This is a genomic window from Rossellomorea arthrocnemi, from assembly GCF_904424705.1.
GTDB lineage: Bacteria > Bacillota > Bacilli > Bacillales > Bacillaceae_B > Rossellomorea > Rossellomorea arthrocnemi.
The window spans coordinates 454113-479117 of sequence record NZ_CAJGBF010000001.1 but is presented as its reverse complement, the minus strand read 5'-3'; the positions used below and the strand labels follow the sequence as shown (position 1 = coordinate 479117).

General features: G+C 44.1%; 26 protein-coding genes and 1 pseudogene. 22 read left to right on the top strand and 5 right to left on the bottom strand.

The window, feature by feature from the left end; translation table 11 throughout:
- Window positions 1-17: 17 nt before the first annotated feature.
- On the bottom strand, window positions 18-431 hold the full coding sequence (locus tag BAA9072_RS02455; protein ID WP_201713081.1) for a MerR family transcriptional regulator: 414 nt from the start codon (window positions 429-431) through the stop codon (window positions 18-20).
- 213 nt (window positions 432-644) lie between these two features.
- Here BAA9072_RS02455 and BAA9072_RS02450 point away from each other — a divergent pair, with 213 nt between their 5' ends.
- Complete coding sequence (locus BAA9072_RS02450; RefSeq protein WP_201713080.1) at window positions 645-1685, top strand: NAD(P)-dependent alcohol dehydrogenase; 1041 nt, start codon at window positions 645-647, stop codon at window positions 1683-1685.
- A gap of 20 nt (window positions 1686-1705) precedes the next feature.
- Window positions 1706-2278 carry a sugar O-acetyltransferase gene (locus tag BAA9072_RS02445; RefSeq protein WP_201713079.1) on the top strand — a complete coding sequence of 191 codons (573 nt, stop codon included), beginning with the start codon at window positions 1706-1708 and terminating at the stop codon, window positions 2276-2278.
- Window positions 2279-2319: 41 nt separating this feature from the next.
- On the opposite strand, the gene BAA9072_RS02440 is transcribed toward BAA9072_RS02445, so the two are convergent.
- Both BAA9072_RS02440 and BAA9072_RS02435 read right to left on the bottom strand, forming a co-directional pair.
- A complete protein-coding gene (locus BAA9072_RS02440) occupies window positions 2320-2847 on the bottom strand; it encodes a DinB family protein (protein ID WP_201713078.1) in 528 nt (175 codons plus the stop codon).
- A gap of 13 nt (window positions 2848-2860) precedes the next feature.
- Complete coding sequence (locus BAA9072_RS02435; protein WP_230980727.1) at window positions 2861-3241, bottom strand: YciI family protein; 381 nt, start codon at window positions 3239-3241, stop codon at window positions 2861-2863.
- 214 nt (window positions 3242-3455) lie between these two features.
- Between BAA9072_RS02435 and dhaK the strand changes: the two genes are divergently transcribed.
- The 16 genes and pseudogenes from dhaK to BAA9072_RS02355 all read left to right on the top strand — a co-directional run bounded on the left by dhaK (window position 3456) and on the right by BAA9072_RS02355 (window position 18878).
- Window positions 3456-5213 carry a dihydroxyacetone kinase subunit DhaK gene (gene dhaK / locus BAA9072_RS02430; RefSeq protein WP_201713077.1) on the top strand — a complete coding sequence of 586 codons (1758 nt, stop codon included), beginning with the start codon at window positions 3456-3458 and terminating at the stop codon, window positions 5211-5213.
- 168 nt (window positions 5214-5381) lie between these two features.
- Entirely contained in the window at window positions 5382-5651 is a 270-nt protein-coding gene (locus BAA9072_RS02425) for a DUF3949 domain-containing protein (RefSeq protein WP_201713076.1), read from the top strand.
- A gap of 51 nt (window positions 5652-5702) precedes the next feature.
- Entirely contained in the window at window positions 5703-5975 is a 273-nt protein-coding gene (locus BAA9072_RS02420; RefSeq protein ID WP_201713075.1) for a hypothetical protein, read from the top strand.
- Window positions 5976-6386: 411 nt separating this feature from the next.
- A complete protein-coding gene (locus BAA9072_RS02415) occupies window positions 6387-6983 on the top strand; it encodes a TerD family protein (protein WP_201713074.1) in 597 nt (198 codons plus the stop codon).
- 40 nt (window positions 6984-7023) lie between these two features.
- Window positions 7024-7602 carry a TerD family protein gene (locus BAA9072_RS02410; protein WP_201713073.1) on the top strand — a complete coding sequence of 193 codons (579 nt, stop codon included), beginning with the start codon at window positions 7024-7026 and terminating at the stop codon, window positions 7600-7602.
- Window positions 7603-7642: 40 nt separating this feature from the next.
- A complete protein-coding gene (locus tag BAA9072_RS02405) occupies window positions 7643-8221 on the top strand; it encodes a TerD family protein (RefSeq protein ID WP_201713072.1) in 579 nt (192 codons plus the stop codon).
- A gap of 42 nt (window positions 8222-8263) precedes the next feature.
- Window positions 8264-9052 carry a TerC family protein gene (locus tag BAA9072_RS02400; protein ID WP_201713071.1) on the top strand — a complete coding sequence of 263 codons (789 nt, stop codon included), beginning with the start codon at window positions 8264-8266 and terminating at the stop codon, window positions 9050-9052.
- Between the two features lie 55 nt (window positions 9053-9107).
- Window positions 9108-10316: an HpcH/HpaI aldolase/citrate lyase family protein gene (locus BAA9072_RS02395; protein ID WP_201713070.1), complete on the top strand. Its 1209-nt coding sequence runs from the start codon at window positions 9108-9110 to the stop codon at window positions 10314-10316.
- Window positions 10243-11640, top strand: a complete 1398-nt coding sequence (locus BAA9072_RS02390; RefSeq protein ID WP_230980726.1) for a phosphoribosyltransferase family protein — start codon at window positions 10243-10245, stop codon at window positions 11638-11640. Before BAA9072_RS02395 ends, BAA9072_RS02390 begins: the two co-directional genes overlap by 74 nt.
- Window positions 11615-12730, top strand: coding sequence for a cysteine protease StiP family protein (locus BAA9072_RS02385; RefSeq protein WP_201713069.1), 1116 nt, complete (start codon window positions 11615-11617; stop codon window positions 12728-12730). Before BAA9072_RS02390 ends, BAA9072_RS02385 begins: the two co-directional genes overlap by 26 nt.
- On the top strand, window positions 12727-13527 hold the full coding sequence (locus tag BAA9072_RS02380; protein ID WP_201713068.1) for an HAD family hydrolase: 801 nt from the start codon (window positions 12727-12729) through the stop codon (window positions 13525-13527). The genes BAA9072_RS02385 and BAA9072_RS02380 overlap by 4 nt, the downstream gene beginning before the upstream one ends.
- Before the next feature lie 78 nt (window positions 13528-13605).
- Entirely contained in the window at window positions 13606-15225 is a 1620-nt protein-coding gene (locus BAA9072_RS02375; protein WP_201713067.1) for a YceG family protein, read from the top strand.
- 12 nt (window positions 15226-15237) lie between these two features.
- Complete coding sequence (locus tag BAA9072_RS02370) at window positions 15238-16329, top strand: toxic anion resistance protein (RefSeq protein ID WP_201713066.1); 1092 nt, start codon at window positions 15238-15240, stop codon at window positions 16327-16329.
- A gap of 38 nt (window positions 16330-16367) precedes the next feature.
- A pseudogene (locus tag BAA9072_RS02365) lies at window positions 16368-16976 on the top strand (TerD family protein); the annotation flags it as partial.
- Window positions 16977-17173: 197 nt separating this feature from the next.
- A complete protein-coding gene (locus BAA9072_RS02360) occupies window positions 17174-18253 on the top strand; it encodes a thermonuclease family protein (RefSeq protein ID WP_201713064.1) in 1080 nt (359 codons plus the stop codon).
- A gap of 133 nt (window positions 18254-18386) precedes the next feature.
- A complete protein-coding gene (locus BAA9072_RS02355) occupies window positions 18387-18878 on the top strand; it encodes an LURP-one-related/scramblase family protein (RefSeq protein WP_201713063.1) in 492 nt (163 codons plus the stop codon).
- A gap of 30 nt (window positions 18879-18908) precedes the next feature.
- Here the strand turns inward: BAA9072_RS02355 and BAA9072_RS02350 are convergent, their stop codons facing one another.
- Window positions 18909-19436 (bottom strand): hypothetical protein, encoded by a 528-nt coding sequence (locus BAA9072_RS02350; RefSeq protein WP_201713062.1) that lies wholly within the window; start codon window positions 19434-19436, stop codon window positions 18909-18911.
- 77 nt (window positions 19437-19513) lie between these two features.
- Window positions 19514-19702, bottom strand: a complete 189-nt coding sequence (locus BAA9072_RS02345) for a hypothetical protein (protein WP_201713061.1) — start codon at window positions 19700-19702, stop codon at window positions 19514-19516.
- Between the two features lie 534 nt (window positions 19703-20236).
- Here BAA9072_RS02345 and BAA9072_RS02340 point away from each other — a divergent pair.
- From BAA9072_RS02340 to BAA9072_RS02325, 4 genes are read left to right on the top strand one after another with little or no spacing between them, the layout of a single operon-like run.
- Window positions 20237-22282: a sigma 54-interacting transcriptional regulator gene (locus tag BAA9072_RS02340; RefSeq protein ID WP_230980738.1), complete on the top strand. Its 2046-nt coding sequence runs from the start codon at window positions 20237-20239 to the stop codon at window positions 22280-22282.
- Window positions 22279-23697 carry a CoA-binding protein gene (locus BAA9072_RS02335; RefSeq protein WP_201713059.1) on the top strand — a complete coding sequence of 473 codons (1419 nt, stop codon included), beginning with the start codon at window positions 22279-22281 and terminating at the stop codon, window positions 23695-23697. Before BAA9072_RS02340 ends, BAA9072_RS02335 begins: the two co-directional genes overlap by 4 nt.
- A complete protein-coding gene (locus BAA9072_RS02330; RefSeq protein WP_201713058.1) occupies window positions 23672-24358 on the top strand; it encodes a CoA transferase subunit A in 687 nt (228 codons plus the stop codon). Before BAA9072_RS02335 ends, BAA9072_RS02330 begins: the two co-directional genes overlap by 26 nt.
- Window positions 24345-25001, top strand: coding sequence for a 3-oxoacid CoA-transferase subunit B (locus BAA9072_RS02325; RefSeq protein WP_201713057.1), 657 nt, complete (start codon window positions 24345-24347; stop codon window positions 24999-25001). Before BAA9072_RS02330 ends, BAA9072_RS02325 begins: the two co-directional genes overlap by 14 nt.
- Window positions 25002-25005: the final 4 nt, after the last annotated feature.

Below are 25005 nucleotides of genomic sequence, written 5' to 3'. Positions count from 1 at the left end.
CCCCTTGCTCCCCAGCCTCATGGATTGATGATCTCAATCTTCTTCCCTTTATGAACATCTTCTGTGCCGGCATCCAGGGCGGTCTTGTAATAGCTGCATTTATGGTTAATGACCTCCATCGTTTGCTCGAGTTCTTTGATTTTTGCTTCTACAGTGGCTTTTCTTTCCTGGAACATATTGTATCGCTGTTGCAGGGTGGCATCGCCTTCTGCACACCAATCGATGAAATGCTTGATCTCCTTGATCGGCATCCCGGTGGATTTCAGGCACTCAATGATATGTAAAGCGGAGATATCCGATTCTTTAAATCGTCTTGTGCCACTTTCTGTCCGTTCGACAAAAGGCATGAGTCCCTCCTTGTCGTAGTATCTCAGGGTATAGATTGAGAGATTCAACTCTTTTGCCACTTCTCCAATGGAATAAGTTTTCATGTTCGCGCTCCTTTTTCAGTTATCTGGACGTCGAGTTAACTCTATGTTTGTGGGAAAATCGTAGCACGGATAGGATTCCCTGTCAAAGCAGATTCACGGAGGGTTATCTCTTGACCTAGAGTTAACTATAGGTATTACCATTGATGTAACAAGAGTTCATCAGGTTTGTTCACCTGTCTCTTGAAAGCTACTATTACAGGAGGTTTTTAATTCATGGTTATTGCTAAAGCACGAGCAGTTGATGGTCCTGACAAATCTTTCAGAGCGGCTGAAATCGAGAGGCGCGATCTTGATGTGCATGATGTTCTGATTGAAATCAAGTATGCAGGGATCTGCCATTCCGATATCCATACGGCACACGGAGACTGGGGAGAAGTGAAGTATCCACTCGTACCGGGACACGAGATCGCTGGAATCGTCACGGAGGTAGGTTCAGAGGTGACGAAGTACAAAGCCGGCGACCGTGTAGGGGTTGGCTGTATGGTTGATTCCTGCGGAGAATGTAAGAACTGCCGTGAAGGGGAAGAACAGTACTGCCTCAAAGGAAACGTACCGACGTATGCAGGCGTGGACAAATATGGTGAGCCGACTCAAGGAGGCTATTCCACTCATATCGTCGTAACGGAAGATTTTGTCCTTCGCATCCCTGATAACATCGAACTTGACGCTGCTGCACCTCTGTTATGTGCAGGGATTACGACGTATTCCCCGCTGAATCATTGGAATGCAGGTCCAGGGAAAAAAGTAGCGGTTGTCGGCATGGGTGGACTCGGTCATATGGCGGTCAAGATCGCACATGCCATGGGTGCCGAAGTGTCGGTCCTTTCCCGTACGTTGAACAAAAAAGAGGATGGACTGGAATTCGGGGCGGAAGCGTATTATGCTACCACCGAGCCGGATACGTTCGAAAAACTTGCCGGGACATTTGATCTGATCATTAATACGGTCAGCGCCAAGATTGATATCAGTGCGTATCTTTCCCTCTTGACGCTAGATGGCGCGATGGTCAATGTGGGAGCACCTGCAGAACCACTGGAAGTCAATGTATTCTCCTTGATCGGCCACCGCCGTTCATTTGCAGGATCCATGATCGGAGGCATCCGCGAAACACAGGAAATGCTCGATTTCTGTGGGGAACATGGAATTGTCCCTAAGATCGAAGTGATTTCCGCCGATTACATCGATGAAGCGTACGAACGGGTATTGGCTTCTGATGTGAAATATCGATTTGTTATTGATACGAGCACGATTTAAGGGAAGTAGGTGGCTGGAATATGAATATGGAAGAGTTCCTGACATTTTGTAAGGAAGGCAACCCTATTTCCGGTGGGGACAAAGAACTTCATGGTCTTCTGACTCAATGCAGCTACGAAGCCCAACGGATCACGATGGAATTGAATACTTCTTATCATTCCAAGGAAGAAATCGTCGAGATATTCAGCGAACTGACCGGAACCGAAGTGGATTCGTCGTTCATGTGCTTCCCGCCATTTTATACGGACTTTGGGAAAAACATTAATATCGGAAAAAATGTGTTCTTCAACACAGGGTGTTCGTTCCAGGACAGGGGCGGCATTCACATCGGAGACGGTTCACTGATCGGCATGAATGTCACGATTGCGACACTGAATCACGGGTTGCCTCTGGAGACGAGGAACACCACATTCGCGTCACCGGTGACGTTAGGGAAGAACGTTTGGATCGGATCTAATGCCACGATCCTGCCTGGTGTCACAATCGGGGACAATTCTGTCATTGCTGCTGGAGCGGTTGTCACGAAAGACGTTCCTGAAAATGTAGTGGCTGCAGGAGTACCAGCGAAAGTCCTGAAAGGGATTTATGAGTGAAGGAAGGAAGCAAGGGGACGGTTCCCTTGCTTCTTTTTTTATTATATGGAAGCATCAGAACCGTCTCCATGCTTCACCCATACACCATCTAACTCATACTTCTGTCGCAGATGATGACGGAAATGCATTGCAACGAGGTCAAACCATTCCTGGGCATTCAGCCATCCAAAGCCTCCGTGCTCCTGCTTGTAGTTTGGGTTGATTTCATCTACCTTTATTTTCAACTCTTTCATTCGCTCCATTAGTTGATCAAGCTCTCGTCTAATATCCTCTTTCGTTTTTGTATTGTCCGGGTCGGCATTAAGTTCGGGCGGTAATTGGATTTTAACTGGCGGGAATCCACCAATGTTAAATAAGTATTCTCCAAACTCTGTTTTCCCCTGCGTTTGCTCTCCACCAGCCAGCGCACAAGCTTCAACACTGTCCAGATACTCATGAGCCACGACAATCAGATGGTCATACATTTGACCGATGGACCAGGCCCCTTTCTCGGGGATATACCTTATCTGCTCAGGAGAATATGCTTGTAGGAAGCTTTTGTATGTGTCAATCAATTTAAGGTCATTCATTTTATCGGGTACCTCACTTATCATTCTTAAAGAAATGAACAGGACGAATTTCGATGCGCCACCCAAATTCTTCTCCTATATTCATTTGCGTGGTTGGATGAATAGAGGCAAGCTCGATCGCTTCATCCATGTCTTCTGCTTCAAAAATGAAGACGCTGCCGATCATCTCTTTCGATTCTGTAAACGGACCATCTGTTACCATGACCTTCCCGTCCACCCGGCGCAAGTTTTTGATCTCGGATTCCAGACCTGCATCAAGGAGCACCTTCCCCGTTTCATACAATTTCTCCGTGTGCGGTTGGCATTCAGCCATCACCGCTTCAATCTCCGCACTTGGACGTGCATCCATTTTTTCAGAGTTGAAATAGCCCATGCATAGGAATATCATCATCATCTCTCCTAGGTCATTCAATTTTTTGTTACTCATCTAAATGATTTTTAAAATTCTGATAATATCATCTTACCATGTTTGAACAAGCAGGAACGATCCTCGTACTTCTTTTTTTATCTAGAGGAAGCAGCAGAACCGTCCCCATGCTTCTTGCTTTCGTTTTAGCGTGCTGAGTGAGATAATTTGGTCAATCATAAAACTGAAGGAGGAGTTATGAATGAAGAAAGTCATGAATGAACCTGAAGATTTGGTCGTGGAGATGTGCAATGGAATGGCCATGGCTCATCCGGAGCTTGAGTTTATGAAGAAGTATAAGGTGATGAAGAAGAAGGATTTGAATGAGAATAAGGTAACGTTGATCAGCGGCGGAGGAAGTGGACATGAGCCTGCACATGCTGGATTAGTGGGCAAAGGGATGCTTGATGCTGCTGTGTGCGGTGATGTGTTTGCGTCACCTTCGCAGATCCAGGTCTATCAGGCGATTAAAGCAACAGCCGGTAAAAAGGGAGCCCTCTTGGTCATTAAGAATTACAGCGGGGATATCATGAATTTTAAAAATGCAGCTCATATGGCTTCAGAGGATGGCATCCCTGTGGAATATGTCAAAGTGGATGATGATATTGCCGTGGAAGACAGCCTTTATACAGTGGGGCGCCGAGGTGTCGCTGGAACCGTGTTGGTACATAAAATTGCGGGAGCGGCAGCTGAAGAAGGCAGAAGCTTGATGGAAGTGAAAGCCGTGGCGGAGAAGGCTGCTGAAAATGTCCGCAGCATCGGATTCGCACTGACATCCTGTACCGTACCAGCCAGTGGATCTCCAACGTTCAAATTGGCTGACGACGAAATCGAATATGGTGTCGGAATTCACGGTGAGCCTGGGACAAGACGGGAAAAAATGGCGTCCGCTGACGAACTGGCAGAGCGTATGGTAAACGACCTTCTGAAGGATTTGAAAATGGAAGAGGGGGATTCTTCCGAGGTCGCGGTCCTTGTAAACGGCTTTGGAGGTACTCCGCTACAAGAACTCTACCTTTTAAACCATTCCGTCACTCGGATTTTGGCGGATAAAAAGATCGCGATCAACCGTGCCTTTGTCGGCAATTACATGACGAGCATCGATATGGCAGGTGTTTCCCTGACCGTGATGAAGCTGGATGAAGAGTTAAAAACATTGCTGTCCAGTGAAAGTACAGCGCCTGCGTTCAGAGTGGACGGACCGGTACCGGGTGTGGAGTACATCGACCTCGAAGAAGATGAGGAAGCGAAACCAGTCTCCTTCGAAGTGGAGACATCGGAAGAACACGCTGTGATCAAGAATGATAAGGCAACACTTGATAACGTGATCTATCTCGTGGATAAAATGAGTGACATCATCATCAAGAACGAAGTACCTTTCTGTGAATTGGATTCCCATGCAGGAGACGGGGATTTCGGAATGAGCGTTTCCAAAGGATTCAAGCAGTTGAAGCGGGAGTGGAAAGACATCCTTAGGCAAGAAAATCTCACAATCGGTAGCTTTCTGGATGCAAGTTCTATGGTCATCATGGAATATTGCGGCGGTGCTTCCGGTCCAATCTGGGGATCTGCGTTCCGTGCGGCAGGGAAGTCGGCTCAAGATCGAACCGAACTGACCGTGGAAGAATTCGCAGACATGCTGCAAGCGGCCGTGAAAGGAATCCAGGATACAGGCGAGAGATCCTTCGGCAGAGGAGCAGAGGTCGGTGACAAAACACTCGTGGACGCACTCGTTCCATGTGCGGACTCCTGGTCGGAGAGTGCAGCGAACGGGGATGACTTCAAGACTGCGTTTGAAAAAGGAGCAGCGGCCGCTGTAGAAGGAGCCGAGAAAACCAAGGATATCGTTGCCCGGATGGGACGAGCAGGTACCGTTGGGGAAAGAAGCCTTGGACATCCAGATGCTGGTGCTTATGCCCTTGGGGTAATATTTACCGAGTTATCGGAGAGTTTGAAGTAAAGAATGAAGCAAGAGGAAGCACGGGGACGGTTCTCGTGCTTCTTTTTTTTATGAGTTGGAAGCGGGAGAACCGTCCCTGTGCTCCCCATTAACGAAACTTTCCAATTCAGTTAAACGTATACATATATAAGGAATAAAAACAGTGGTGGATTTAAGGAGGCAGTCAAATTGGAATTGTATATCTTTCTAGCTGTTATCGGTTTATATGTATTGATTTCCCTGATGATCTTACCTATGCAATATCGCTTCTTGATCTCTTTAAAAGCGGAAGAGGAAAAGAATCGATTGAAAGGAAAGAAGCAGGGAGAGATGTATGATGACATGAATGCAGGTGAACTGAGCCTTCTTGGGAATATGCAGGGGAACCCGTTATTCTTTCTGGCTAATCTGTTTGCTTCGATTTTGTATAGGGTGAGGCATGGTGGGGTTCGGAAGTAGGCAAAGGGATTCTTTTCACTGGCTTTCTTAACCTATCAAGGAGGTATTTCAATGAAAGGGAAAATGGGGAAAAGAAGCATGGTAGAAAACCTAATAGGTAGTTTGTTATTATTTTGGGCAGGGTTTCAAGTCTTTTACTTCATAAAATATGGACATGAGACTGAATTCGCCTATTATGTGAATATTGCGGGCCCTGCCCTTCTATGCTTACTATTATTAACTCTAGCTATCAAAAAAATCACGGAGAAAAAGATTATAATGTTTTCCTTATACATAAGCCTCTCTATCGTTGTCGCTTATGTATCTTCTGCCTATTTTTTATAAAACAGAAAATTAAATACACTACTAGATTGAAAGCATGGGAACGGTTCCCATGCTTCTTTTTCTGGAGAGTTGGAAGCAGGAGAACCGTCCCTATGCTCTTAATCTTCCCATCAGTGAAAAAATCATGAAACCTAATCCCATCTCAATCGTAGATAATAGTAAGCCTTATAACTAACCAGTATACGATTTATAATGAGACGGTTTCGCAACGAAGAAGCATCAGAACCGTCCCCTTGCTTCACTAGTATATATTTCCTTCAACAAATATTGGGAAAAACTAGATTTTATGGTAGTGCTTTAGTAGAATGTAAATATAATTATGTTTTACATTTTAATAGAAAAAACGCTATTTTTCTACAATTTATGCAATGTGTTTGGTAGAATTTTATTATGGAAGAGGAGTGAAGCACAGTGTCTATTTCATTACAAAAAGGTCAAAGAATTGATTTAACAAAAGGGAATGCTGGTTTATCCAAATTAATGGTAGGTCTTGGCTGGGATCCTGTTCAAGTCAAGAAAAGCGGTTTGTTCGGATTAGGCGGGGGAGCACCGAATATCGATTGTGATGCATCTGTCTTGATGCTTGAGAACGATCGATTCACTGAAAACAAAAACCTGATCTATTTCGGCAAGTTGAAAAGTAACTGTGGAAGTGTCAAGCACACGGGTGATAACTTGACAGGTGATGGAGATGGGGACGATGAGCAAATCCTCGTTGATCTTCAGAAAGTTCCTTCACATATCAATAAGCTTGTATTCGTGGTAAATATCTATGATTGCAAGAAACGTAATCAAGACTTTGGCATGATTGAGAATGCATTTATCCGAGTAGTGAATATGAGTAACAAGCAAGAACTGATCAAGTTCAATCTGTCTGAAGACTATTCAGGTAAGACAAGCCTAATCGTGGCTGAGATCTACAGACACGGAGAAGAGTGGAAGTTTGCTGCAGTCGGAACCGGCACGAATGATGGCAAGGTAGGCGACCTGGTTCAACGATTCGCTTAAGCAAATGGAAAAAACAATTCTAAGATAGGGGAGATATATAGTGGCAATTTCATTATCAAAAGGACAAAAAGTCGATTTAACGAAAACAAACCCTGGTCTATCCAAAGTGATGGTTGGACTTGGCTGGGATACGAATAAGTATGACGGAGGAAATGATTTCGATTTAGATGCAAGCATTTTCCTGCTTGATTCAAACGGGAAATGTTCATCGGAAAAAGACTTTGTTTTCTACAATCAGCTGATCGGTGGAAACGGATCTGTTGAGCATACGGGTGACAATCTGACTGGTGAAGGGGACGGGGACGACGAGCAAGTGAAGGTCAACCTGGGTTCTGTTCCAGTGGCGGTTGAAAAGATTTCATTTGTCATCACGATCCATGATGCAGAAGCGCGCAACCAGAACTTTGGTCAAGTATCCAATGCGTTTGTTCGTATCGTGAATGAAGATAACAAGGAAGAAATCATCCGCTATGATCTGGGAGAGGATTTCTCTATTGAAACGGCAATTATCGTTGGGGAATTATATCGTCACAACGGAGAATGGAAGTTCTCTGCGATCGGTTCAGGTTACCAAGGCGGATTAGCAAGAATCGCGACAGACTACGGTCTTTCACTGTAAGTAAGATATCACTCTATGAATCACGATTGGAGAGATTAATATGGCTATTCAATTATCAAAAGGTCAACGAATCGATTTGACCAAAACAAATCCCGGATTGACAAGAGCCGTCATCGGTCTTGGATGGGATACAAATAAATACCAAGGCGGACATGATTTCGACTTGGATGCTTCTGCTTTCCTTGTGGATGCGAATGATAAATGTGTAAATGATCAGGATTTCATTTTCTACAATAATTTATCCCACCCTTCTGAATCTGTTATACATACAGGTGATAACCTGACAGGAGAGGGAGATGGTGACGATGAACAGCTGATCGTGGATTTTTCCAAGATTCCATCATATGTTCATAAGATTGGAATCACGGTAACCATCCATGATGCCGATGCGCGCCGTCAGAACTTTGGACAAGTGTCGAATGCGTTCGTCCGTTTGGTGGACGATGCTTCGGATAACGAGTTACTTCGTTTTGATTTAGGAGAAGATTTCTCCATCGAAACAGCTGTGGTCATTTGTGAGCTTTACAGACACGGGAATGAGTGGAAATTCAGTGCCATTGGAAGTGGGTTTGCCGGTGGATTGGCAGACTTATGCCGAAATTATGGTTTACAGGTTTAAAGCAAGCTGAAACATCGAGTTCAGCTTTAGGAGGATCATGAATTGGAAATTATACAACAAATACTTTCGACGTACGCCATGTTTTTTGACTTTGAAATGTGGGGGGAAGTGTTAACCGACCCGGTAGCCTGGGGATTGATCGGTTCACTGGTCGTCATTGAGGGATTGTTATCAGCGGATAATGCCCTCGTCTTGGCGATACTAGTGAAACACTTGCCTGAAAAACAACGAAAAAAAGCACTGATGTACGGATTGTTCGGAGCCTATTTCTTCCGTTTCTTATTTATAGGAGTAGGTGTGTACTTAGTTAAATTTACATTTGTTAAAGTGATCGGAGCGGCTTACCTTGCCTGGATCGTCATTGACTTCTTCCGCAAAAAGAATAGCGGGGATGATGAAGACGAAGCGAAGGAATTCAATAAAGGCGGCTGGTTGGTTCGTACGATCGGGATGTTCTGGGCAACGGTCTTTACCGTTGAGATGGTCGATATCACGTTCAGTGTGGACTCGATCCTTGCGGCATTTGCGATTTCTGATCAGGTCTGGGTGTTACTGATCGGTGGTATGATCGGGATCCTGATGATGCGTACGGTTGCAGGTGTTTTCTTGAAATTGATCGATAAGTTCCCAGAGTTTGAAACGACTGCGTTCATTCTGATTGGATTGATTTCGGCGAAAATGTTTGCCAGTATCTTCGGATTCCATCTGGATCATATCGTGTTCTTTGTTATATTGATAGGGGCATTTCTTGCGACATTTGTTGTTCATTACATCAACAAGTCCAGAAGAATGGTTGCCAGCGAGCAAACAGCAGCTTCAAAAGAAGAATAATGAAAAGAAGGAGACTCCGAATCTCCTTCTTTTTTCTAAATATGAGGTGTACTACATGAGGCATTTTAGTTATTTATCCGCTCTGCAAACGGCAGGGGTTTTTTATATTAAACCTGCAAACATTACAAAAAACTCTCCTAAAGAACTCCTGGAATACAGCCTGGGAGCCACTTTGTATATGCCGGCGACAAGGACAGATATTTCAGACCTGGTCAGCGAGAGAAAGTATCCCGAATTATGTTCGATGGTCCTGTGTCTGGAGGATAGCATCGCTGACAGTGAAGTCGAGCATGCAGAGCGAATGGTGATTCACCATCTCCAAGCGATTTATGAGTCTTTACAAAATGGAAGACTGTCTACATCCGATCTCCCCTTGATTTTTCTTCGAGTACGGTCACCTGAGCAAATCTCCATCATTAGCAACGAGCTGGGAGAGGCCATCGACTGTTTGACCGGGTTCGTGTTCCCTAAGTTTTCACTTGGCAATGCTACTTCGTATTTGGATCACATGATTCGTGCCGGTAAGGATAAAGGCGTTACATTATACGGGATGCCGATCTTTGAAACAGCTGACCTCCTGGAAAAGGAGACCCGGTACAGCCACCTATCAGAAATCAAGAAACTCCTTCACCACTATAAGGAGAACATCCTGAATCTCCGCATCGGAGCCACGGATCTTTGCGGCCTTTACGGAGTCCGACGTAACTGTCATACGACGATTTATGATATTTCACTCGTAAAAGATTTTATCATCGATGTGTTCAACTACTTCGGCAGGGAATACACCATCTCCGGTCCTGTCTGGGAATATTTTGAGCAGGCATCTTCAAGGATCATGAAACCTGAGCTGCGACAGTCTCCATTTAGGGAGTCCTATGGTGAAGAAGGTTTACGGTTCAGGTCCCAGTTATTGAGTGAATACCACGATGGGTTAATCAAGGAAACGTTATTGGACTTGGCAAATGGACTGAATGGGAAAACGGTCATTCATCCGAGTCACATTAAAATTGTCGAAAGCCTGAATGCCGTTTCGAAAGAGGATTATATGGATGCCTTGTCGATTACGGAGGGTGTGAATGGAACGGTTGGAGTGATGAAGAGTGAATACTCCAACAAAATGAATGAAATCAAACCCCATTATTTATGGGCTCAGAAAGTTTTGAGAAAATCAACGATTTACGGGGTGTACAATGAAAACCACAACTACATCGATTTACTGTCAGACACAGCACAAACTTCAACTATTACCCAATATGGCCATTGATATAGAGGTAATGGAAAATCCCCTGAACCTCTCGATCGACGACTTATTCATCATGGCACTCCGGGTGAATAAGAAAAGAGGGTTTCTATTTGTCAGCAAGCTCTTAGGTAAACACCTGCCGTTGCTCCCTGCACAGTCCCTGCTCACATCTGGATTGCTTGCGATCGAGTATTACGAACAAATCACGGGGGAAAGCGTGAAAGAGAAAGACCCCATCCTCAATGGATGCTTCTCTGAAGATCCTCTGGAAATCGAGGAGGCCTATAGTCGGCTGTCCAGTTTAAGGCTGGACTTACCCGGGGATCCACTGGTCATCGGGTTTGCTGAAACTGCCACGTCATTGGGGCATGCCTTTTTTGATTGTATCGGGCAGGCAGAATACATCCATACCACACGGGAAGAAATCAACGGCTATAAACCACTGTTGAATTTCAAAGAAGAACATTCACATGCGGTCAACCAATTTTGTTATATAGATGAGCACCGCATACGAAACGATAAGCCGATTGTGTTGATCGATGATGAAATGACCACGGGGAAAACGTCTTTGAATATCATCAGAGATATCCATTCAAAATTCCCACGTGAACAATATGCTGTCGTGTCCATCCTGGATTGGCGCTCGGATGAAAATAGAGAGCAGTTCCGTCAGTTGGAAAGGGAATTAGGAGTGAAGATTCATACGACTTCCCTCCTGTCGGGCCATATCTCTTTCTCCGGAGAGACGATCGGGGAAGCAGCGTATGATTATGAGCCGAAACCTCGAGAAGCTGAGCTTCACATCGAAAGGTTCAACATAGAATCCCTATTCACCCAAACACCATATGTGAATGAAAAAGACAGCATTCCGTACATCAAGGAAACAGGCAGGTTCGGGATATCCCGTAATGATAAAGAAGACGTGGACGCTTCCTGTGCCAAGGCAGCCGACTATCTGAAACAGAACCGGATCAAGAAGAAAACCCTTTGTCTCGGTACAGGGGAAATGATGTACCTCCCGATGAAGATTGCTTCTTTGATGGGAGACGGAGTGCTTTATCACTCCACGACCAGAAGCCCGATCCTTCCCTTTGAAAAAGAGGGCTATGCGATTCAGAACGGTTTTACCTTCGAGAATCCAGAAGACGATGCAGTCGTTCATTATGTCTACAATATCCCTGAAGGGGAGTACGATGAACTGTTCATGTTCTTTGAAAAAGAGGTTTCAGAGGATGCGCTGCAAGAAATCAAACAGTTGGCGAAGGACAGGGGCATCGGGCAGTTGAATGTCGTCATGTTTTCCTCAATGGAAAGGAGGGATGACGATGGTCAAGACAATGGATGATCTGGGCAGTTATGCAAAGGAAGACGTTACCTTCCTGCTGAAAGATCTGTCGGGGGCCGATATTGAAAAAAGTACGCTCGAACGGGAAAGGGCGATCCAGAACGGGGTACACTATTCCGAGATGCTTCCAGTCGAGTATCAGCCTTCTGAACAATACATCAAGCTCTTTCATGATTCGTTGGAAAAAAATAAAAAGGACATCGCTTTATATGTAGCCCTTGCCGCTGAACAGATTGTGCACACGCGTGGGCTGGACATCGTCCTGTGCAGTCTAGCTAGGGCAGGCACGCCTATAGGTGTTCTGATGAAAAAATATATCGAATTCAAATATGGTGTGACGGTTTCCCACTACAGTATTTCCATTATCAGGGGAAGCGGCATCGATGAAAATGCCCTTTCATTCATCCTCGACCATCACCCTGAAGAAACGATCGTGTTTGTGGACGGATGGACGGGAAAGGGAGCGATCACGAAGGAGCTTACCGATTCCATCAATCGCTTTAACGAGAAGCATGGCACGGATCTGTCCCCTGAACTTGCGGTTTTGGCCGATCCCGGTCATTGCTCGAATCTGTATGGCACACGGGAGGATTTCCTGATTCCAAGTGCCTGCTTGAATTCGACGGTCTCAGGCCTTGTGAGCCGTACCGTATTGAATGATTCGTTGATCGGTCCGGATGACTTCCATGGTGCTAAATATTATAAGGAACTGTTACCGGATGACCTCTCTACTTTCTATGTGGATACGATTTCGTCTGAATTTAAGGGGATCTCCTCACGAGTGGAAAGGGCGCTTGCCAAGCTGCGGGAAAGCCATACAGACATGAATTGGGAAGGTTTGAAATCGGTCAGGAGAATACAGGAGGAATTCCAAATTGAGGATATCAATCATATCAAGCCCGGCGTCGGTGAAACGACTCGTGTGTTACTCAGAAGGGTGCCGTGGAAGATTCTGATCAATACGGAGAAAGAGCATTATCTTGAGCATATCCTCATGCTTGCAAGGGACAGAGGGGTCCCGGTTGAAGAGTACAATGACATGTCGTACAGCTGCTGCGGTTTGATCAAACAGATGGATGATACGAAATGAATGCATTCGCCAGTGACCTGGACCGGACCCTGATATTTTCACCAAGAATGCTCGAAGCGTATGGATCGGACGCTAATGAGGAATGTATTGAACTTCTTGACGGGAAACCCATTTCCTATATTTCACTGAAAACGAAAGAGGTCCTGAAGCAGATCCATGAGAACATGTTCTTTATCCCGGTGACGACAAGGACCATCGAGCAGTACAAGAGAATTCAGCTGTTTCAAGAGGACATCGTGCCCGAGTATGCGATCACCAGCAATGGGGGGACGATCTTGAAGAGGGGTACGGTGTTGAAGGAATGGACGCGTCTTGTTCAGGGTCTGCTCCGAAACTCTACTCCCCTTGAAGATGTGATGAAGAAAGTAGCGGCCCTTGACGATACAAAGTGGATCAAGAAAATCAAACCGGGAGATTCTGTGTTTTTTTACATCATCCTGCATACGGACCGTTTTTCTCCTGATGTATTCATGGAGTTGAGGATGCTTTCAGACCATTTAGGATGGCAGGTATCGCTTCAGGGAAGGAAGCTTTATTTTATCCCTAAGATCCTGACGAAGTGGACGGCCCTTCATTATTTAGGTGACGAGTTGGGGTTGAAGAACATTTGTACAGCCGGCGATTCTATCCTCGATCTTGAACTGATCACGAACGGGACGCTTGGAATGGCCCCTCTTCATGGAGAGGTTCTGGAGAAGTTCCCTACACTCAATATGACGGGGAAAGCCGGAATCCAAGCTTCTGAGGAAATCGTCGAAATCGTATACAGCCGCTATCGGGATGTAGGGGCTCAATAGAAAGTAAGCAGTATATGGAGGTCACCGGCTGATGTGAAGAAGATGACCTCTTGAAAAAAAGATGTGAGGGGTGACATCATGAGTGATTATTCCAGTATCAACATGACTCAAGCAGAGATAGACTCTGATAAATGGAAACTGACATTATATAAAAAACTGACAGAACGGACTCCTTATGAGAAAGGTGACCAGCTGACCTTTTGCCAGGTGACGGGGAGGATCGTCGGGATTGGTTATGATGAAACGGATTATTATCTCTCCCTCTATGAACTATATTCTTCCGATGGGGTTCACGTTTTAAGTGAGGAATTAAATAAAGAAATCTCTCCAGACATGTTTCAGCGTGTTCAGAAGATCATCATGATCAATCAGAAAGAAAAAGGGCTTTCCGTCAACCGAATTGTCGCATTCATGGAAGGGGAGAGACTCATTCCCAGTCATTCCAACCAGCAGTTCCACAGACTGCTGAGACAATCCCTTATTTCGGTGCTCGCCACATTTGAGAAAAAGCATCCTGGCGGTCTGGGCAGTCCCGATTTCCGGAGAGTATTGGTGGATGTGGTGAAATGGTCGTGGAACCATCTGGACCCATGGCTGAAAGAGCTCGATCCCGAAGTTGAAATGCCCCGGGTCATATGGTACGGGGACGCATCGAAGAGTCAGCTGTACTTTCTTTATTACTTGATGACCATCGGGTGTGATGTCCTGATCTTCCATCCCGGGGGAGATGACCAGTTTGCGGACCTGGATCCGGATGAGGCATTCTCCAAAGTCGTACATAACCCAACCAATGGAGAACTGGAGCCGTTCCCCACTGAAAAGCCGGATCGTCAGTCGACTGTGGCATACCGTGCCACCCAGGAAATGAATGATGTGTTATTTCATGACGGGTCGCAACTGTATAAACCATGGCAATTCCGCAACAGTCTGCCAACCTCGGTCACATTGAAAACAACGTATGATGAACTGTTTCTAATCAGTAAAGAGAAAGCATTCGTCCGGCCAAACTTCAAAGCCACAAGGCAGGAAGTAGAGATTCCGGCCATCTTCGCCAAAATTATGGGGGTTTCCGAGAACCACAAGGAATATTGGAGCCGTTTACATAGTTTGGTAGAAGACAAGAATGCGGTGTTGATTCAGCGTTTTCCGTTCACAACGGAAGTGAAAGCCAATCATACCTTCCATTATCAGCATTCCATGGGTCAGGACGGAACCCTTGATGTAGAGAAAATGATGACCGGCAACTGGTGGCAATATAAGCATCTTCCAGAAGGAGTACAGCGGGCCATCGCCCATGTGATCTCGAAAATGTGCGAAAGTCCACGGCTACTCCCATTGAATCATGAACGCACGGAGGACGTACAACTCTATCTATTCACTCAAGCGACAGATCTTTCCATGGAAGATTTGAAGCTCATCCAGAAGTTTGATTATTCACAGGATGTTCCGAAGCTCGTTCTCTTCAATAATGAAATGAATGGCACGCTGTCCCGCTCGGATGCAGCAAGGCTCCTTTTCTTTAACGAACTGGGGGCCGATATCGCGGTGTATAATCCTCCGGGACATAATTGCATCGAACAATTCATCGAGTCCAATGTCTTTGATACCCACTGGCTGGAGGAAATGTCCTTTGAGCTTGAGTTTAAAGGACCTTCGTTTGTCAGAAGGATTTTCAACACAATCAAATCCCATAAATAGGAGTGAAGAAACATGGTAAACGAAACAGGAGTCGCAACCCTCGAAAACAATGAAGTGATCACAGAGAAAAAGGCAGAAGACATCCGAAAAGAACTTCGCCAGGATCCTGAAGTAATCCGACTGTCCCAACAAGTGGATGCAAAGAACCAAATGGAACTCTTAGAGTTCGGGAAAGAGCCGGCTGTACAGATCTCCCAATTCTCAGACCGTATCCTGTCCATGATGCGGACGACGGAAGTGTCTGACTCAGGGACCATGCTTAAGCAGCTAGGCAAGATCATGGATCGCTTTGATAAGAAAGATTTCGAAGAGAAAAAAGGCGGCCTCTTAGGTAAACTGTTCAACCGCGGCAACGACATGATCGAAAAGATCTTCGGAAAATACCAGACACTGGGCGGAGAAATCGAGAAAGTCCACGTAGAAATCTCGAAGTACAAAGATGAAATGACACGATCCACGATGACGCTTGAAGACATGTATGAAAACAACATCCAATATTATATGGAGCTGGAAAAATACGTCGTGGCCGGCCAAATCAAATTGGACGAACTGAAGAACATGCTTCCGGGTTACGAACAAAAAGCGATGAACGGGGACCAGATGGCCCAATTGCAACTCGATACGTTAAAGAGTGCCATCCAAACGCTGGAAGAACGCATATATGATCTTGACTTGGCCCGTATGGTCGCCCTGCAGACGGCTCCGCAAATTCGTCTTCTGCAACGAGGGAATACGAAACTGATCGGGAAAATCAACTCTGCATTTATCATCACGATCCCGATCTTCAAAAACGGCATCATCCAGGCGGTCACGGCCAAGCGCCAGAAGCTTGTGGCTGATTCCATGAACGAGCTGGATCGCCGTACCAATGAAATGCTGAAACGGAATGCCCAAAACATTGCCAATCAAAGTACCGAGATTGCTAAATTAGCAGGAAGACCAAGTGTTCAAATCGAAACAATCGAGGAATCTTGGAATACGATTGTAAAAGGTTTGCAGGAAACGAAATCGATTGAAGAAGAGAACAAACGTCTGCGTGAAGAGGGGACGAACCGGATCCTGGAGCTTCAGGATAATATGAAAAAAGTGACGCAACAGCAGTAATGTTGAAACACAAAAATTGGCGAGGTGGGCTATAAGTGATTGAATTAAAGAAAAAAGGCGATTCCATTAATCTTACAAAATCCAATAATCAAAGCATTGGAGAAATATTGGTCAATTTGAATTGGAACCAAAACGGTCAACAATCATCAGGCGGCTTCTTTGCCTCACTATTTAAAGGCAATCAAAATATGGACTTAGACCTCGGGGTGTTGTATGAATTCAAGAACGGCAAAAAAGGCTGTGTCCAAGCACTTGGAAACGCATTTGGTTCTCTAAACCAATTCCCTTACATGCAATTGGATCATGACGATCGTACCGGCGCTTCCACAGGAGGAGAGAATCTGAGGATCAACGGCAACAAAATCTCAGAAATCGAAAGAATCCTGGTGTATACCTTTATCTATGAAGGAGCTGCCAACTGGTCAGAAGTAGACGGTGTCATTACCCTAACCCATAAAAACGGGGAGGATATCGTCGTGAAAATGGATGAACACCGTAACGGGTTCACCATGTGTGCCATCGCCATGATTGAAAATGTGAACAACCAAACTTTTAGCGTGAAGAAGCTTGTGGAATACTTCCAGGGGCACAAACAAATGGACCGAGCCTATGGCTGGGGAATGAATTGGGTTTCCGGTTCAAAATAATGAGAGAGGAAAGAGCAGGGGCTGCGAAGCTTCTGCTCTTTTTTTAGTTAGAAGAAAATTATTTTACTAAATTGCTAGATTATCTGATAATTGGTCAATTTTGTATTACAATAAATATACAAAGCTATTAAAAAGTTTGCGGTCAGTCAGAGGGAATCGAGAACGATTTTAACGAAAAAAAGTAATGAGGTGCTGAAATGAACGGATTACGTACCATTATGGTTGCCGTGGCCATCATTTTCACCTTGCTCATGGCGATTATAACGCCGGTAGCATGGGTGGGATTATTGATTGTGGGATTTGGTTTATACCAAAATTCTCAAAAGAGAACAAACAAGAGAACTTTCTTAAGGAAGCCAGGCTGGTTGATAACGGTCGGAATTCTGGGGGTGATCATCGGGGGCTGTTCAGCTCCATCAGAACAAGTGGATGATGAACAGAAAGTAGCCACTGCGAAGGCTGAGAAGGAAGCCGATCAACAGGAGAAGGCAGAGAAAGAAAAACAAGCGGCAGAAGAGAAGAAAGCCAAGGAAGAAGAAGAGAAGAGACTGGCAGAAGAAAAGGCGGCACAGGAAAATGCGGAAGCTGAGAAAGGGCAGCAAGAACTTGCCGACACATTCGGTTTGGAAAAAGTACTGGTTTCCCGCGTGGTAGATGGTGATACAGTTGAATTGAAGGACGGTAGAAAAGTACGATTCATCGGCGTCAACACCCCGGAATCCACTACGAGAACAGAAGAATACGGAAAAGAAGCAAGTAACTATACGACGGAAAAGTTAGAAGGCAAAACGGTCTGGTTACAAAAAGATGTGTCGGAAACGGACCGGTACAATCGTTCGCTGCGTCTTATCTGGCTTGAGATTCCTAAGGATGACATGGACGAAGAAGAGATCCGGACCAAGATGTTCAATGCCGACCTGGTGTTAAACGGATATGCAGAGCCGTCGACCTATAATCCGGATGTGAAATACAGCGAGTACTTCGTGAAATTCGCCCGGGAAGCAAGGGAGAAAGAAACAGGCCTCTGGGCATACGGTGAAAATGGCACCACTAAAGGGGATCTGGATACAAAAGAAGAGAAAAAAACAACGACAGCCACCACACCGAAATCCAGCTCCGGTGCCACAACGGAAGAACCAGCAACTGCTCAAGAACAAGAGTATTATCAAAACTGTACGGAACTGAGAAAAGTATATCCGGATGGAGTCCCTTCCGATCATCCTGCTTATGCATCGAAGCATGACCGGGATAAGGATGACTGGGCGTGTGAGAGATAAAGAGAGAGTATGGGCCATTCCTTTTGTGAGGGATGGCTTTTTTATGTGGAGTAGGTAAAATGTTGAGGAATGACTGGAACTTATCCCCATCTCAATCGTATATAAAGGAAAGACGTAAAATGGGGGAACTGATATGAAACAGCTTTACATCAAACAAAAAGTATTCAGTCTGAGCGAGAAATTCACCGTAAAGGACCAGGACGAGAAGGACGTATATTATGTAGAGGGAAGCTTCATGAAGGTCCCGAAGACTTTCTCCATCATGAATCAGGATAAGGAAGAGGTGGCCCTGATCACGAAAAAGGTTTTGAGCTTTCTACCGACATTCTTTGTAGAGGTGAATGGTCAAGAGGTCGTGACGATCAAGAAGGAATTATCCTTTCTGAAAGCCAAGTATTCCATTGATGCGGCAGGCATTGAAGTGGAAGGTAACTGGATGGATATGAACTTCCAAGTGTTACACGAGGGAAGGGTCGTAGGCGAAGTGGGGAAGGAATGGTTCAGTTGGGGAGACAGTTACAGGGTGCAGATCCTGGAGGAAGAGATGGAGTCGGTGATTCTTGCGCTTGTGATTGCGATTGATTGTGTGAAGGCGGATCAGGCGAATAATACTTCGACGTTTTAAAGAAGCACGGGAACCGTTCCCGTGCTTCCTTTAAAGGTGAAACATCTTTCTAAATGTTTCCATCGTTTCTTCCTGCTCTTTTCTCGAACTTACAGGTGCTGTATCTTTGATGAATTTATCCATTAGGGCATTGTAACGGTTAAGCATCGTGCTTTGCTGCAGGGACATATGAATATGAATGTTGCGGACATTTTCAGCTTTCATTCGTAACCCGGAGTTGAAATTTTTGTTCGCCATGGACTCGGCAGTAGTGGCGAGTTCCTTTAGGATATTCTCCTGGCTCATGCTTGTATATTTTTGTTGACAGTTAAATGGAACAGGGTCCCATTTATGGAGGTCTTCGATACTTACACTTTCATTTCGAACGGGATCCATAAGCGCAATCATTACCTTCACATGGTTTTGCATGATCATGTACTGTTCTGTCGCTGCCTTTTTGATCTCCGGGTTTTGAATGGTGCATATATACGAGGCTAACTTATCCAATTCAGCTTTATGAACAGGCAGGTGTTCAGCCATTAAACTCAAATCAATCATCTTAAGAATCATATTGGTCATTCCTCCTCCCCTTCATATGTATTCATATGGGGTGGAAGAGTGACCTGGGAAGCACGGGAACCGTCCCCGTGCTTCTTTTACCTTTTAACCTTCTTCTTCGAAAATACATATCTAGCATTGATGAAAAATAGGGTACCAAAGAAAAACAACCCTGTTAGAAGCCAGCTCGCGATCGCCCAGTACTCTCCCTTTAATAGATACCCACCTATCAAATTCACACATACCATCATAGACATTACCACATACATGCCGACTATGTATTTCATTTCAGTCACACCTTTCTAGATTGTAAATAAAAGCATGATGCTTGTTGACTATGTCGTCGTTCCCAGTATAAATCATTTCATTGGTTTCGTTCTATGATTTATTTCTCATTAAAGCAAGTACATTAAAACTGATGATTAAGAGACCCTAAATCCCTTCATTCTCTTGTTATACAATTTCTCAAGGAAGAGCTAGGGGGTCCTTGGCTCAATTTTATTAGCAATAAGTAGAAGCACCGTCTCCATACTCCTAATCTTCTAACGAATAAAATTAGTAAACTGTTGCTCAAACGCAACGGTTTTTTTATGAATAAAAGACATATAGGTCTTTTTCCTATTTTTCGACCTTATTCTCTACTGGATGATGGCACTCACGCAACACTTGTTGCGCTATTGCAACATAATAGGATCTGTTTTATAGTTTAAATATTGTAAAACATTAGAATAATCAGTATTTTATGGTCTTTTTAATGTTGGCACACTTCTTGCAATAGTAATAAATGAGTGGATCACTCAGAGGGAGCGAGCGCATTGTTAGTGAAAGATGCAATGACTAGTACTTCAATAAAATATTTTGAAAACGATTACATTGAAGCTGTTGCAAATCGTTTACTAGAATCTCGAGTGAAGGGCGGGTTGGTTTATAACATTAAGGATGAGCTGGCGGGGTGTTTCACAGAGAATGATCTTTTAAGTGGATTACTAAAAAAGAAAAGAACACTATCTGACATTCATATAAAGAACTTTCATTTTCTAAAGGAAACAGATGAATTAAAACATATAACAGAAGTGGATCACGATATTTGGCCGGTAATCAATAAGAACGGTCAGATTTCTGGGTTTTTGACGAAAGATCAGTATTTGGCTTCCTATGCAAAGTTCTCTCAACTGGAAGTCAGCCGTTGGGATGCGATTTTCAAGTCGGCCCATAATGGTATCCTCTCAATTGATCTTGAAGGGAAAATCACATCGATCAACCCTCCTGCAGAAAAAATGGCCATGACGTCAAAAGAGAAAGCAATCGGCAAATTTTTGACGGATGTCGTAACACCGAGTGGCTTGCTGAATGTCATCCGAACTGGTAAAGGACACACGGAAAAATATCGTGTGGGAAGAAGAATGTATTTAACGCACCGAACACCACTCTATGATGGTGAAACCCTTACTGGGGCAGTAGGCGTCTTTCAGGATATTTCAGAAATAGAATTTGTTTCGAATGAACTTGAATCCGTTAAACAGCTCTTAAGGGAGCAGGAAAGTGTACTGGAAAACTCAACCGATGGAATCTGTATTACAGATGGAGAAGGAATGATTATTAAAAGTAATCAAAGCTTTTGTTCTCTTTTTAATCTCGATTCCGACACACATGAGACACCAGACTTTATTAAAGAGATCGTCAACAAAGTGATTGCGAAGGGCAAACGACATAATGTCATGGAAACAAGCGTCGGCAGCGATAATTCTTTAATCATTACCGCAAACCCCATTAAAAATAGTAGCAATCAAATGATCGAGAGAATTGTCATTTATGTGAAAGATATGTCTGAGATTGATGCGTTGAGGAGTGAGCTTGAGAAAGCAAAGTCACTATTGGAGACTTTACACTTATCTGAGAAAACAGGTTCCTTCATAGCAGAATCTTCAGAGATGAAGAGGTTGATCGAAACCGTTGAACAAGTGGCTAAAGTAGATGTCACCGTTTTATTAACAGGAGAATCGGGAGTAGGAAAAGAGGAAATAGCCAAATTGATTCAACAGGCCAGTCCAAGGATGGAACAGCCATTCATTAAAGTGAACTGCGGAGCGATACCGGAAACCCTTATGGAATCAGAGTTGTTTGGGTATGAGGGAGGAGCATTTACGGGTGCATTAAAAAAAGGGAAAGCCGGATTGTTTGAACAAGCAAACAATGGAACGATTTTTCTCGATGAGATTGGAGAGATCCCTACCCATCTTCAAGTGAAACTGTTACGGGTCCTTCAGGAAATGGAGATAACCCGGGTAGGTTCGTCAGCTCCCAAGAAAATAGATGTCCGTGTGATTGCTGCCACCAATAAAGACCTGCAAGAACTGGTCCAAGAAGGGAACTTTCGTGAAGATTTATTCTATCGGTTGAATGTTATACCGATAGCCATCCCTCCTTTGAGAAAGAGATTGGAAGATATACCACTCCTGGTCGATACGTATTCAAGAATGTTTGCTTCTAAATATGATAAGCATCTTAGATTTTCGACGAAAGCCATACAGGTTCTCAGCGACTACAGATGGCCGGGGAATGTGAGGGAGCTTGTCAATATACTTGAAAGATTATATGTAACAGCTACCAACCATGAAGTTAGTGAAAACGATGTACTTTCGTTGTTTAATAAAACGGATGAACGAAAAGCGGGTACTGACAAGGCGATTGTTGTGAATGAGATTTTACCACTGAAGGAAGCGATAGAAGAGCTGGAAAGAGAGCTTATTTATAAGGCGTCACTCACAGAAAAGTCTTACCGTGGCATAGCCCGGGCTCTTAAGGTGAATCCTTCTACCATTGTAAGGAAGGTTAAAAAATTAGAAGGGGGATCATTAAAATCATGAGAACACTACAACCCATCGTTTCCCCTAAAAGCATTGCAATCATAGGTGCATCTGAGAGATTTCATCAGAATGCCGGACGTGTGATGGTCAATCTTCAAAAATCAAAATTTGCTGGGGATATCTTTCTGGTGAATCCCAATTATGATTCGATTTCAGGCATGGCTTGTTATCCAAGTGTACTGGAGATCAAAGAAGAGATTGATTTGGCATGTATAATCATCCCTTTTATACATACCCCAAAAATAGTAAAAGAATGCGTAGAAAAACAAGTGAAAAATGTGATCATCCTAAGCTCAGGATTTTCTGAAAGTGGTCCGGATGGAATCACCAGGGAAGAAGAACTTAAAGCGATTGTAAGGGGTACAAATACAAGGGTTTATGGACCGAATTCACCTGGTTTCTATCATTTTATTGGCAATTGGGGAATCTCGTTTTCACCTCGATTCGAACCGAAAAATTTTCATAAAGGCTCCGTTGGTTTGATCAGTCATGGAGGGAGCATCGGTAGGGCCATACTGGATGCCAACGAGAAAGGTCTTGGCTTCTCCTATTGGCTTTCTCCGGGGAATGAGATGGATATCAACATGAATGATTGCTTTGAGTTTTTGATTCATGATCCTGATACAGAAACGATTCTATTGGTGATTGAATCGATTACAGAAGAAGAGCGGTTTTTTCGTCTGCTACATCAAGCTTATCTTCAGCGTAAGCCTGTTATCTTACTTCCAATTGGTCACTCGAAGATATCGAGAATTGCGGTGAAGCATCATCTGGGCAGGAATAATGATTATGCCATTCCATGGGAGATGGTCAATCATCCAGGGTTAATAAAGGCAGAGAGTATTGATGAAGTGGTAGCGATCTCCTGGCTTTTCGACTCGTACAAGAAAGCAAAGGGAGGACGAACCGTCATTTTCTCATGGGCTGGTGCTACTTCCATTTACTTGGCAGATTTATGCGATAAATATGGGATTGATCTGCCACCACTATCTGAGTTCTTGCAGAAAGAAATGATTCACATTACAGGAATCGATAAGGCCTTTATGAACCCTTTAGATGTCACCACGATTGTTTATGACGATCTATCCAAGCTGACTTCATGCTTGGAGGTACTACATGAATCAGGAGACTATGACAATATCATCGTTCCGTTTCCGTTCCAAGTAGACTATCAAAATGAAATATTATCAGGTCAAATCCAACAGTTGATGAAAGAGAGTAATTGTATATTTTTACCTATATTTATGTCACAGGGTTATAACGATGAGCTGGCGATCGACATTTTGAAGAAGACAAAGAAGCCATATTTCTTTCAAGAAAGTACAGCCATCAAATCATTTTCTGCCTATGTGAATTACTCGGCATCTCAAAAACAAGGGGAGGAACAAAATGAAGAAACGATTAAGTCTGGATGACGCGCTGCTTCACATTCATAGTGGAGACACATTGTTGGTCGGAGGTTTTGGTCTTTCCGGGACACCCCTGACACTGATCGATGAACTGGTGAATTCAGATAAAGACAATCTAACGATCATCAGTAATAACCTGGGAGAGGAAGGGCGTGGCCTTGGGAAACTCCTGATTGCCGGAAAGCTCAAAAAAGCAAAAGGATCCTATTTCACTACCAACCGGGACGCAGTCAAAGCCTGGTCAAAAGGTGAATTGGAAATTGAACTTATTCCCCAGGGGACATTAGCAGAAGCGATTCGCTGCGGTGGAGCCGGAATCGGTGGCTTCTATACGAAGACCGGTGTGGGGACGAAGCTGGCTGAAGGAAAGGAAGAAAAAGTGATTGATGGTGAAACCTACATCTTTGAAAAAGCAATCAAAGGAGATGTAGCCATTATCAAGGCACTGAAGGCTGATACGCTGGGGAATTTAGTTTATGACAAGACTGCAAGGAATTTCAATCCAGTGATGGCAACGGCTGCCAAGATCGTCATCGCCGAGGTGGATGAAATAGTAGAAGCAGGATCATTTGCTCCAGAGGAAGTCGTGACACCTCACTTATACGTGGATTATATCGTTCAAAACCGCCATGTGAAGGAAGGGGGAAGATACGTTGAGTCATTCTAACAGAATCACAATTGCTAAAAGGGTTGCTCAAGAATTAAACGAAGATGAAATCGTGAATTTAGGAGTCGGCATCCCCACTCTCATTCCGGATTATCTCGGAGATAAAAAAGTATACCTTCAATCAGAAAATGGACTGCTTGGTATGGGACCTACTCCAACTGGTGATGAAGTGGATATGGACTTAATCAGTGCGAGTAAAAAACCTGTTTCCATGGATATCGGTTCTTCATTATTTGACAGCTCTGATTCTTTCTTGATGATCAGGGGAGGGCATATTGATACAGCAGTTCTTGGTGCTTTACAGGTTGATCAAACCGGAGAAGTTGCCAACTGGGCAGTACCGGGTGAAACCATCCTGGGGGTTGGTGGTGCCATGGACCTTGTTGCAGGAGCGAAACGCATGATCATCGCTTCGATGCATTTGTCCAAAAATGGGAGTCCAAAACTTGTGAAAAAGCTTTCTTATCCAAGTAGCGGAGTGAGAAAAGCGGACATGATCGTAACAGAGCATGCGGTATTCAAGTTTATGGAAGAAAAGATGTTCTTGGTTGAAATTCTCTCGGACATTTCTGTAGATGGATTAAGAGAAATAACAGATGCACCATTTCATTTAATAGAAAAAACAAAAATCAAAGCAAAATAAGGGG

Excerpts from the sequence above, each read along its gene's own strand:
- BAA9072_RS02405 (WP_201713072.1), top strand. The coding sequence starts at position 7,643 with ATGGCTATTCAATTATCAAAAGGTCAACGAATCGATTTGACCAAAACA.
- BAA9072_RS02420 (WP_201713075.1), top strand. The coding sequence starts at position 5,703 with ATGAAAGGGAAAATGGGGAAAAGAAGCATGGTAGAAAACCTAATAGGT.
- dhaK (WP_201713077.1), top strand. The coding sequence starts at position 3,456 with ATGAAGAAAGTCATGAATGAACCTGAAGATTTGGTCGTGGAGATGTGC.
- BAA9072_RS02330 (WP_201713058.1), top strand. The coding sequence starts at position 23,672 with ATGAAGAAACGATTAAGTCTGGATGACGCGCTGCTTCACATTCATAGT.
- BAA9072_RS02360 (WP_201713064.1), top strand. The coding sequence starts at position 17,174 with ATGAACGGATTACGTACCATTATGGTTGCCGTGGCCATCATTTTCACC.
- BAA9072_RS02345 (WP_201713061.1), bottom strand. The coding sequence starts at position 19,702 with ATGAAATACATAGTCGGCATGTATGTGGTAATGTCTATGATGGTATGT.
- BAA9072_RS02395 (WP_201713070.1), top strand. The coding sequence starts at position 9,108 with ATGAGGCATTTTAGTTATTTATCCGCTCTGCAAACGGCAGGGGTTTTT.
- BAA9072_RS02450 (WP_201713080.1), top strand. The coding sequence starts at position 645 with ATGGTTATTGCTAAAGCACGAGCAGTTGATGGTCCTGACAAATCTTTC.
- BAA9072_RS02355 (WP_201713063.1), top strand. The coding sequence starts at position 18,387 with ATGAAACAGCTTTACATCAAACAAAAAGTATTCAGTCTGAGCGAGAAA.
- BAA9072_RS02385 (WP_201713069.1), top strand. The coding sequence starts at position 11,615 with ATGACGATGGTCAAGACAATGGATGATCTGGGCAGTTATGCAAAGGAA.
- BAA9072_RS02440 (WP_201713078.1), bottom strand. The coding sequence starts at position 2,847 with ATGAATGACCTTAAATTGATTGACACATACAAAAGCTTCCTACAAGCA.
- BAA9072_RS02350 (WP_201713062.1), bottom strand. The coding sequence starts at position 19,436 with ATGACCAATATGATTCTTAAGATGATTGATTTGAGTTTAATGGCTGAA.
- BAA9072_RS02445 (WP_201713079.1), top strand. The coding sequence starts at position 1,706 with ATGAATATGGAAGAGTTCCTGACATTTTGTAAGGAAGGCAACCCTATT.
- BAA9072_RS02380 (WP_201713068.1), top strand. The coding sequence starts at position 12,727 with ATGAATGCATTCGCCAGTGACCTGGACCGGACCCTGATATTTTCACCA.
- BAA9072_RS02335 (WP_201713059.1), top strand. The coding sequence starts at position 22,279 with ATGAGAACACTACAACCCATCGTTTCCCCTAAAAGCATTGCAATCATA.
- BAA9072_RS02390 (WP_230980726.1), top strand. The coding sequence starts at position 10,243 with ATGAAAACCACAACTACATCGATTTACTGTCAGACACAGCACAAACTT.
- BAA9072_RS02370 (WP_201713066.1), top strand. The coding sequence starts at position 15,238 with ATGGTAAACGAAACAGGAGTCGCAACCCTCGAAAACAATGAAGTGATC.
- BAA9072_RS02455 (WP_201713081.1), bottom strand. The coding sequence starts at position 431 with ATGAAAACTTATTCCATTGGAGAAGTGGCAAAAGAGTTGAATCTCTCA.
- BAA9072_RS02375 (WP_201713067.1), top strand. The coding sequence starts at position 13,606 with ATGAGTGATTATTCCAGTATCAACATGACTCAAGCAGAGATAGACTCT.
- BAA9072_RS02435 (WP_230980727.1), bottom strand. The coding sequence starts at position 3,241 with ATGATGATGATATTCCTATGCATGGGCTATTTCAACTCTGAAAAAATG.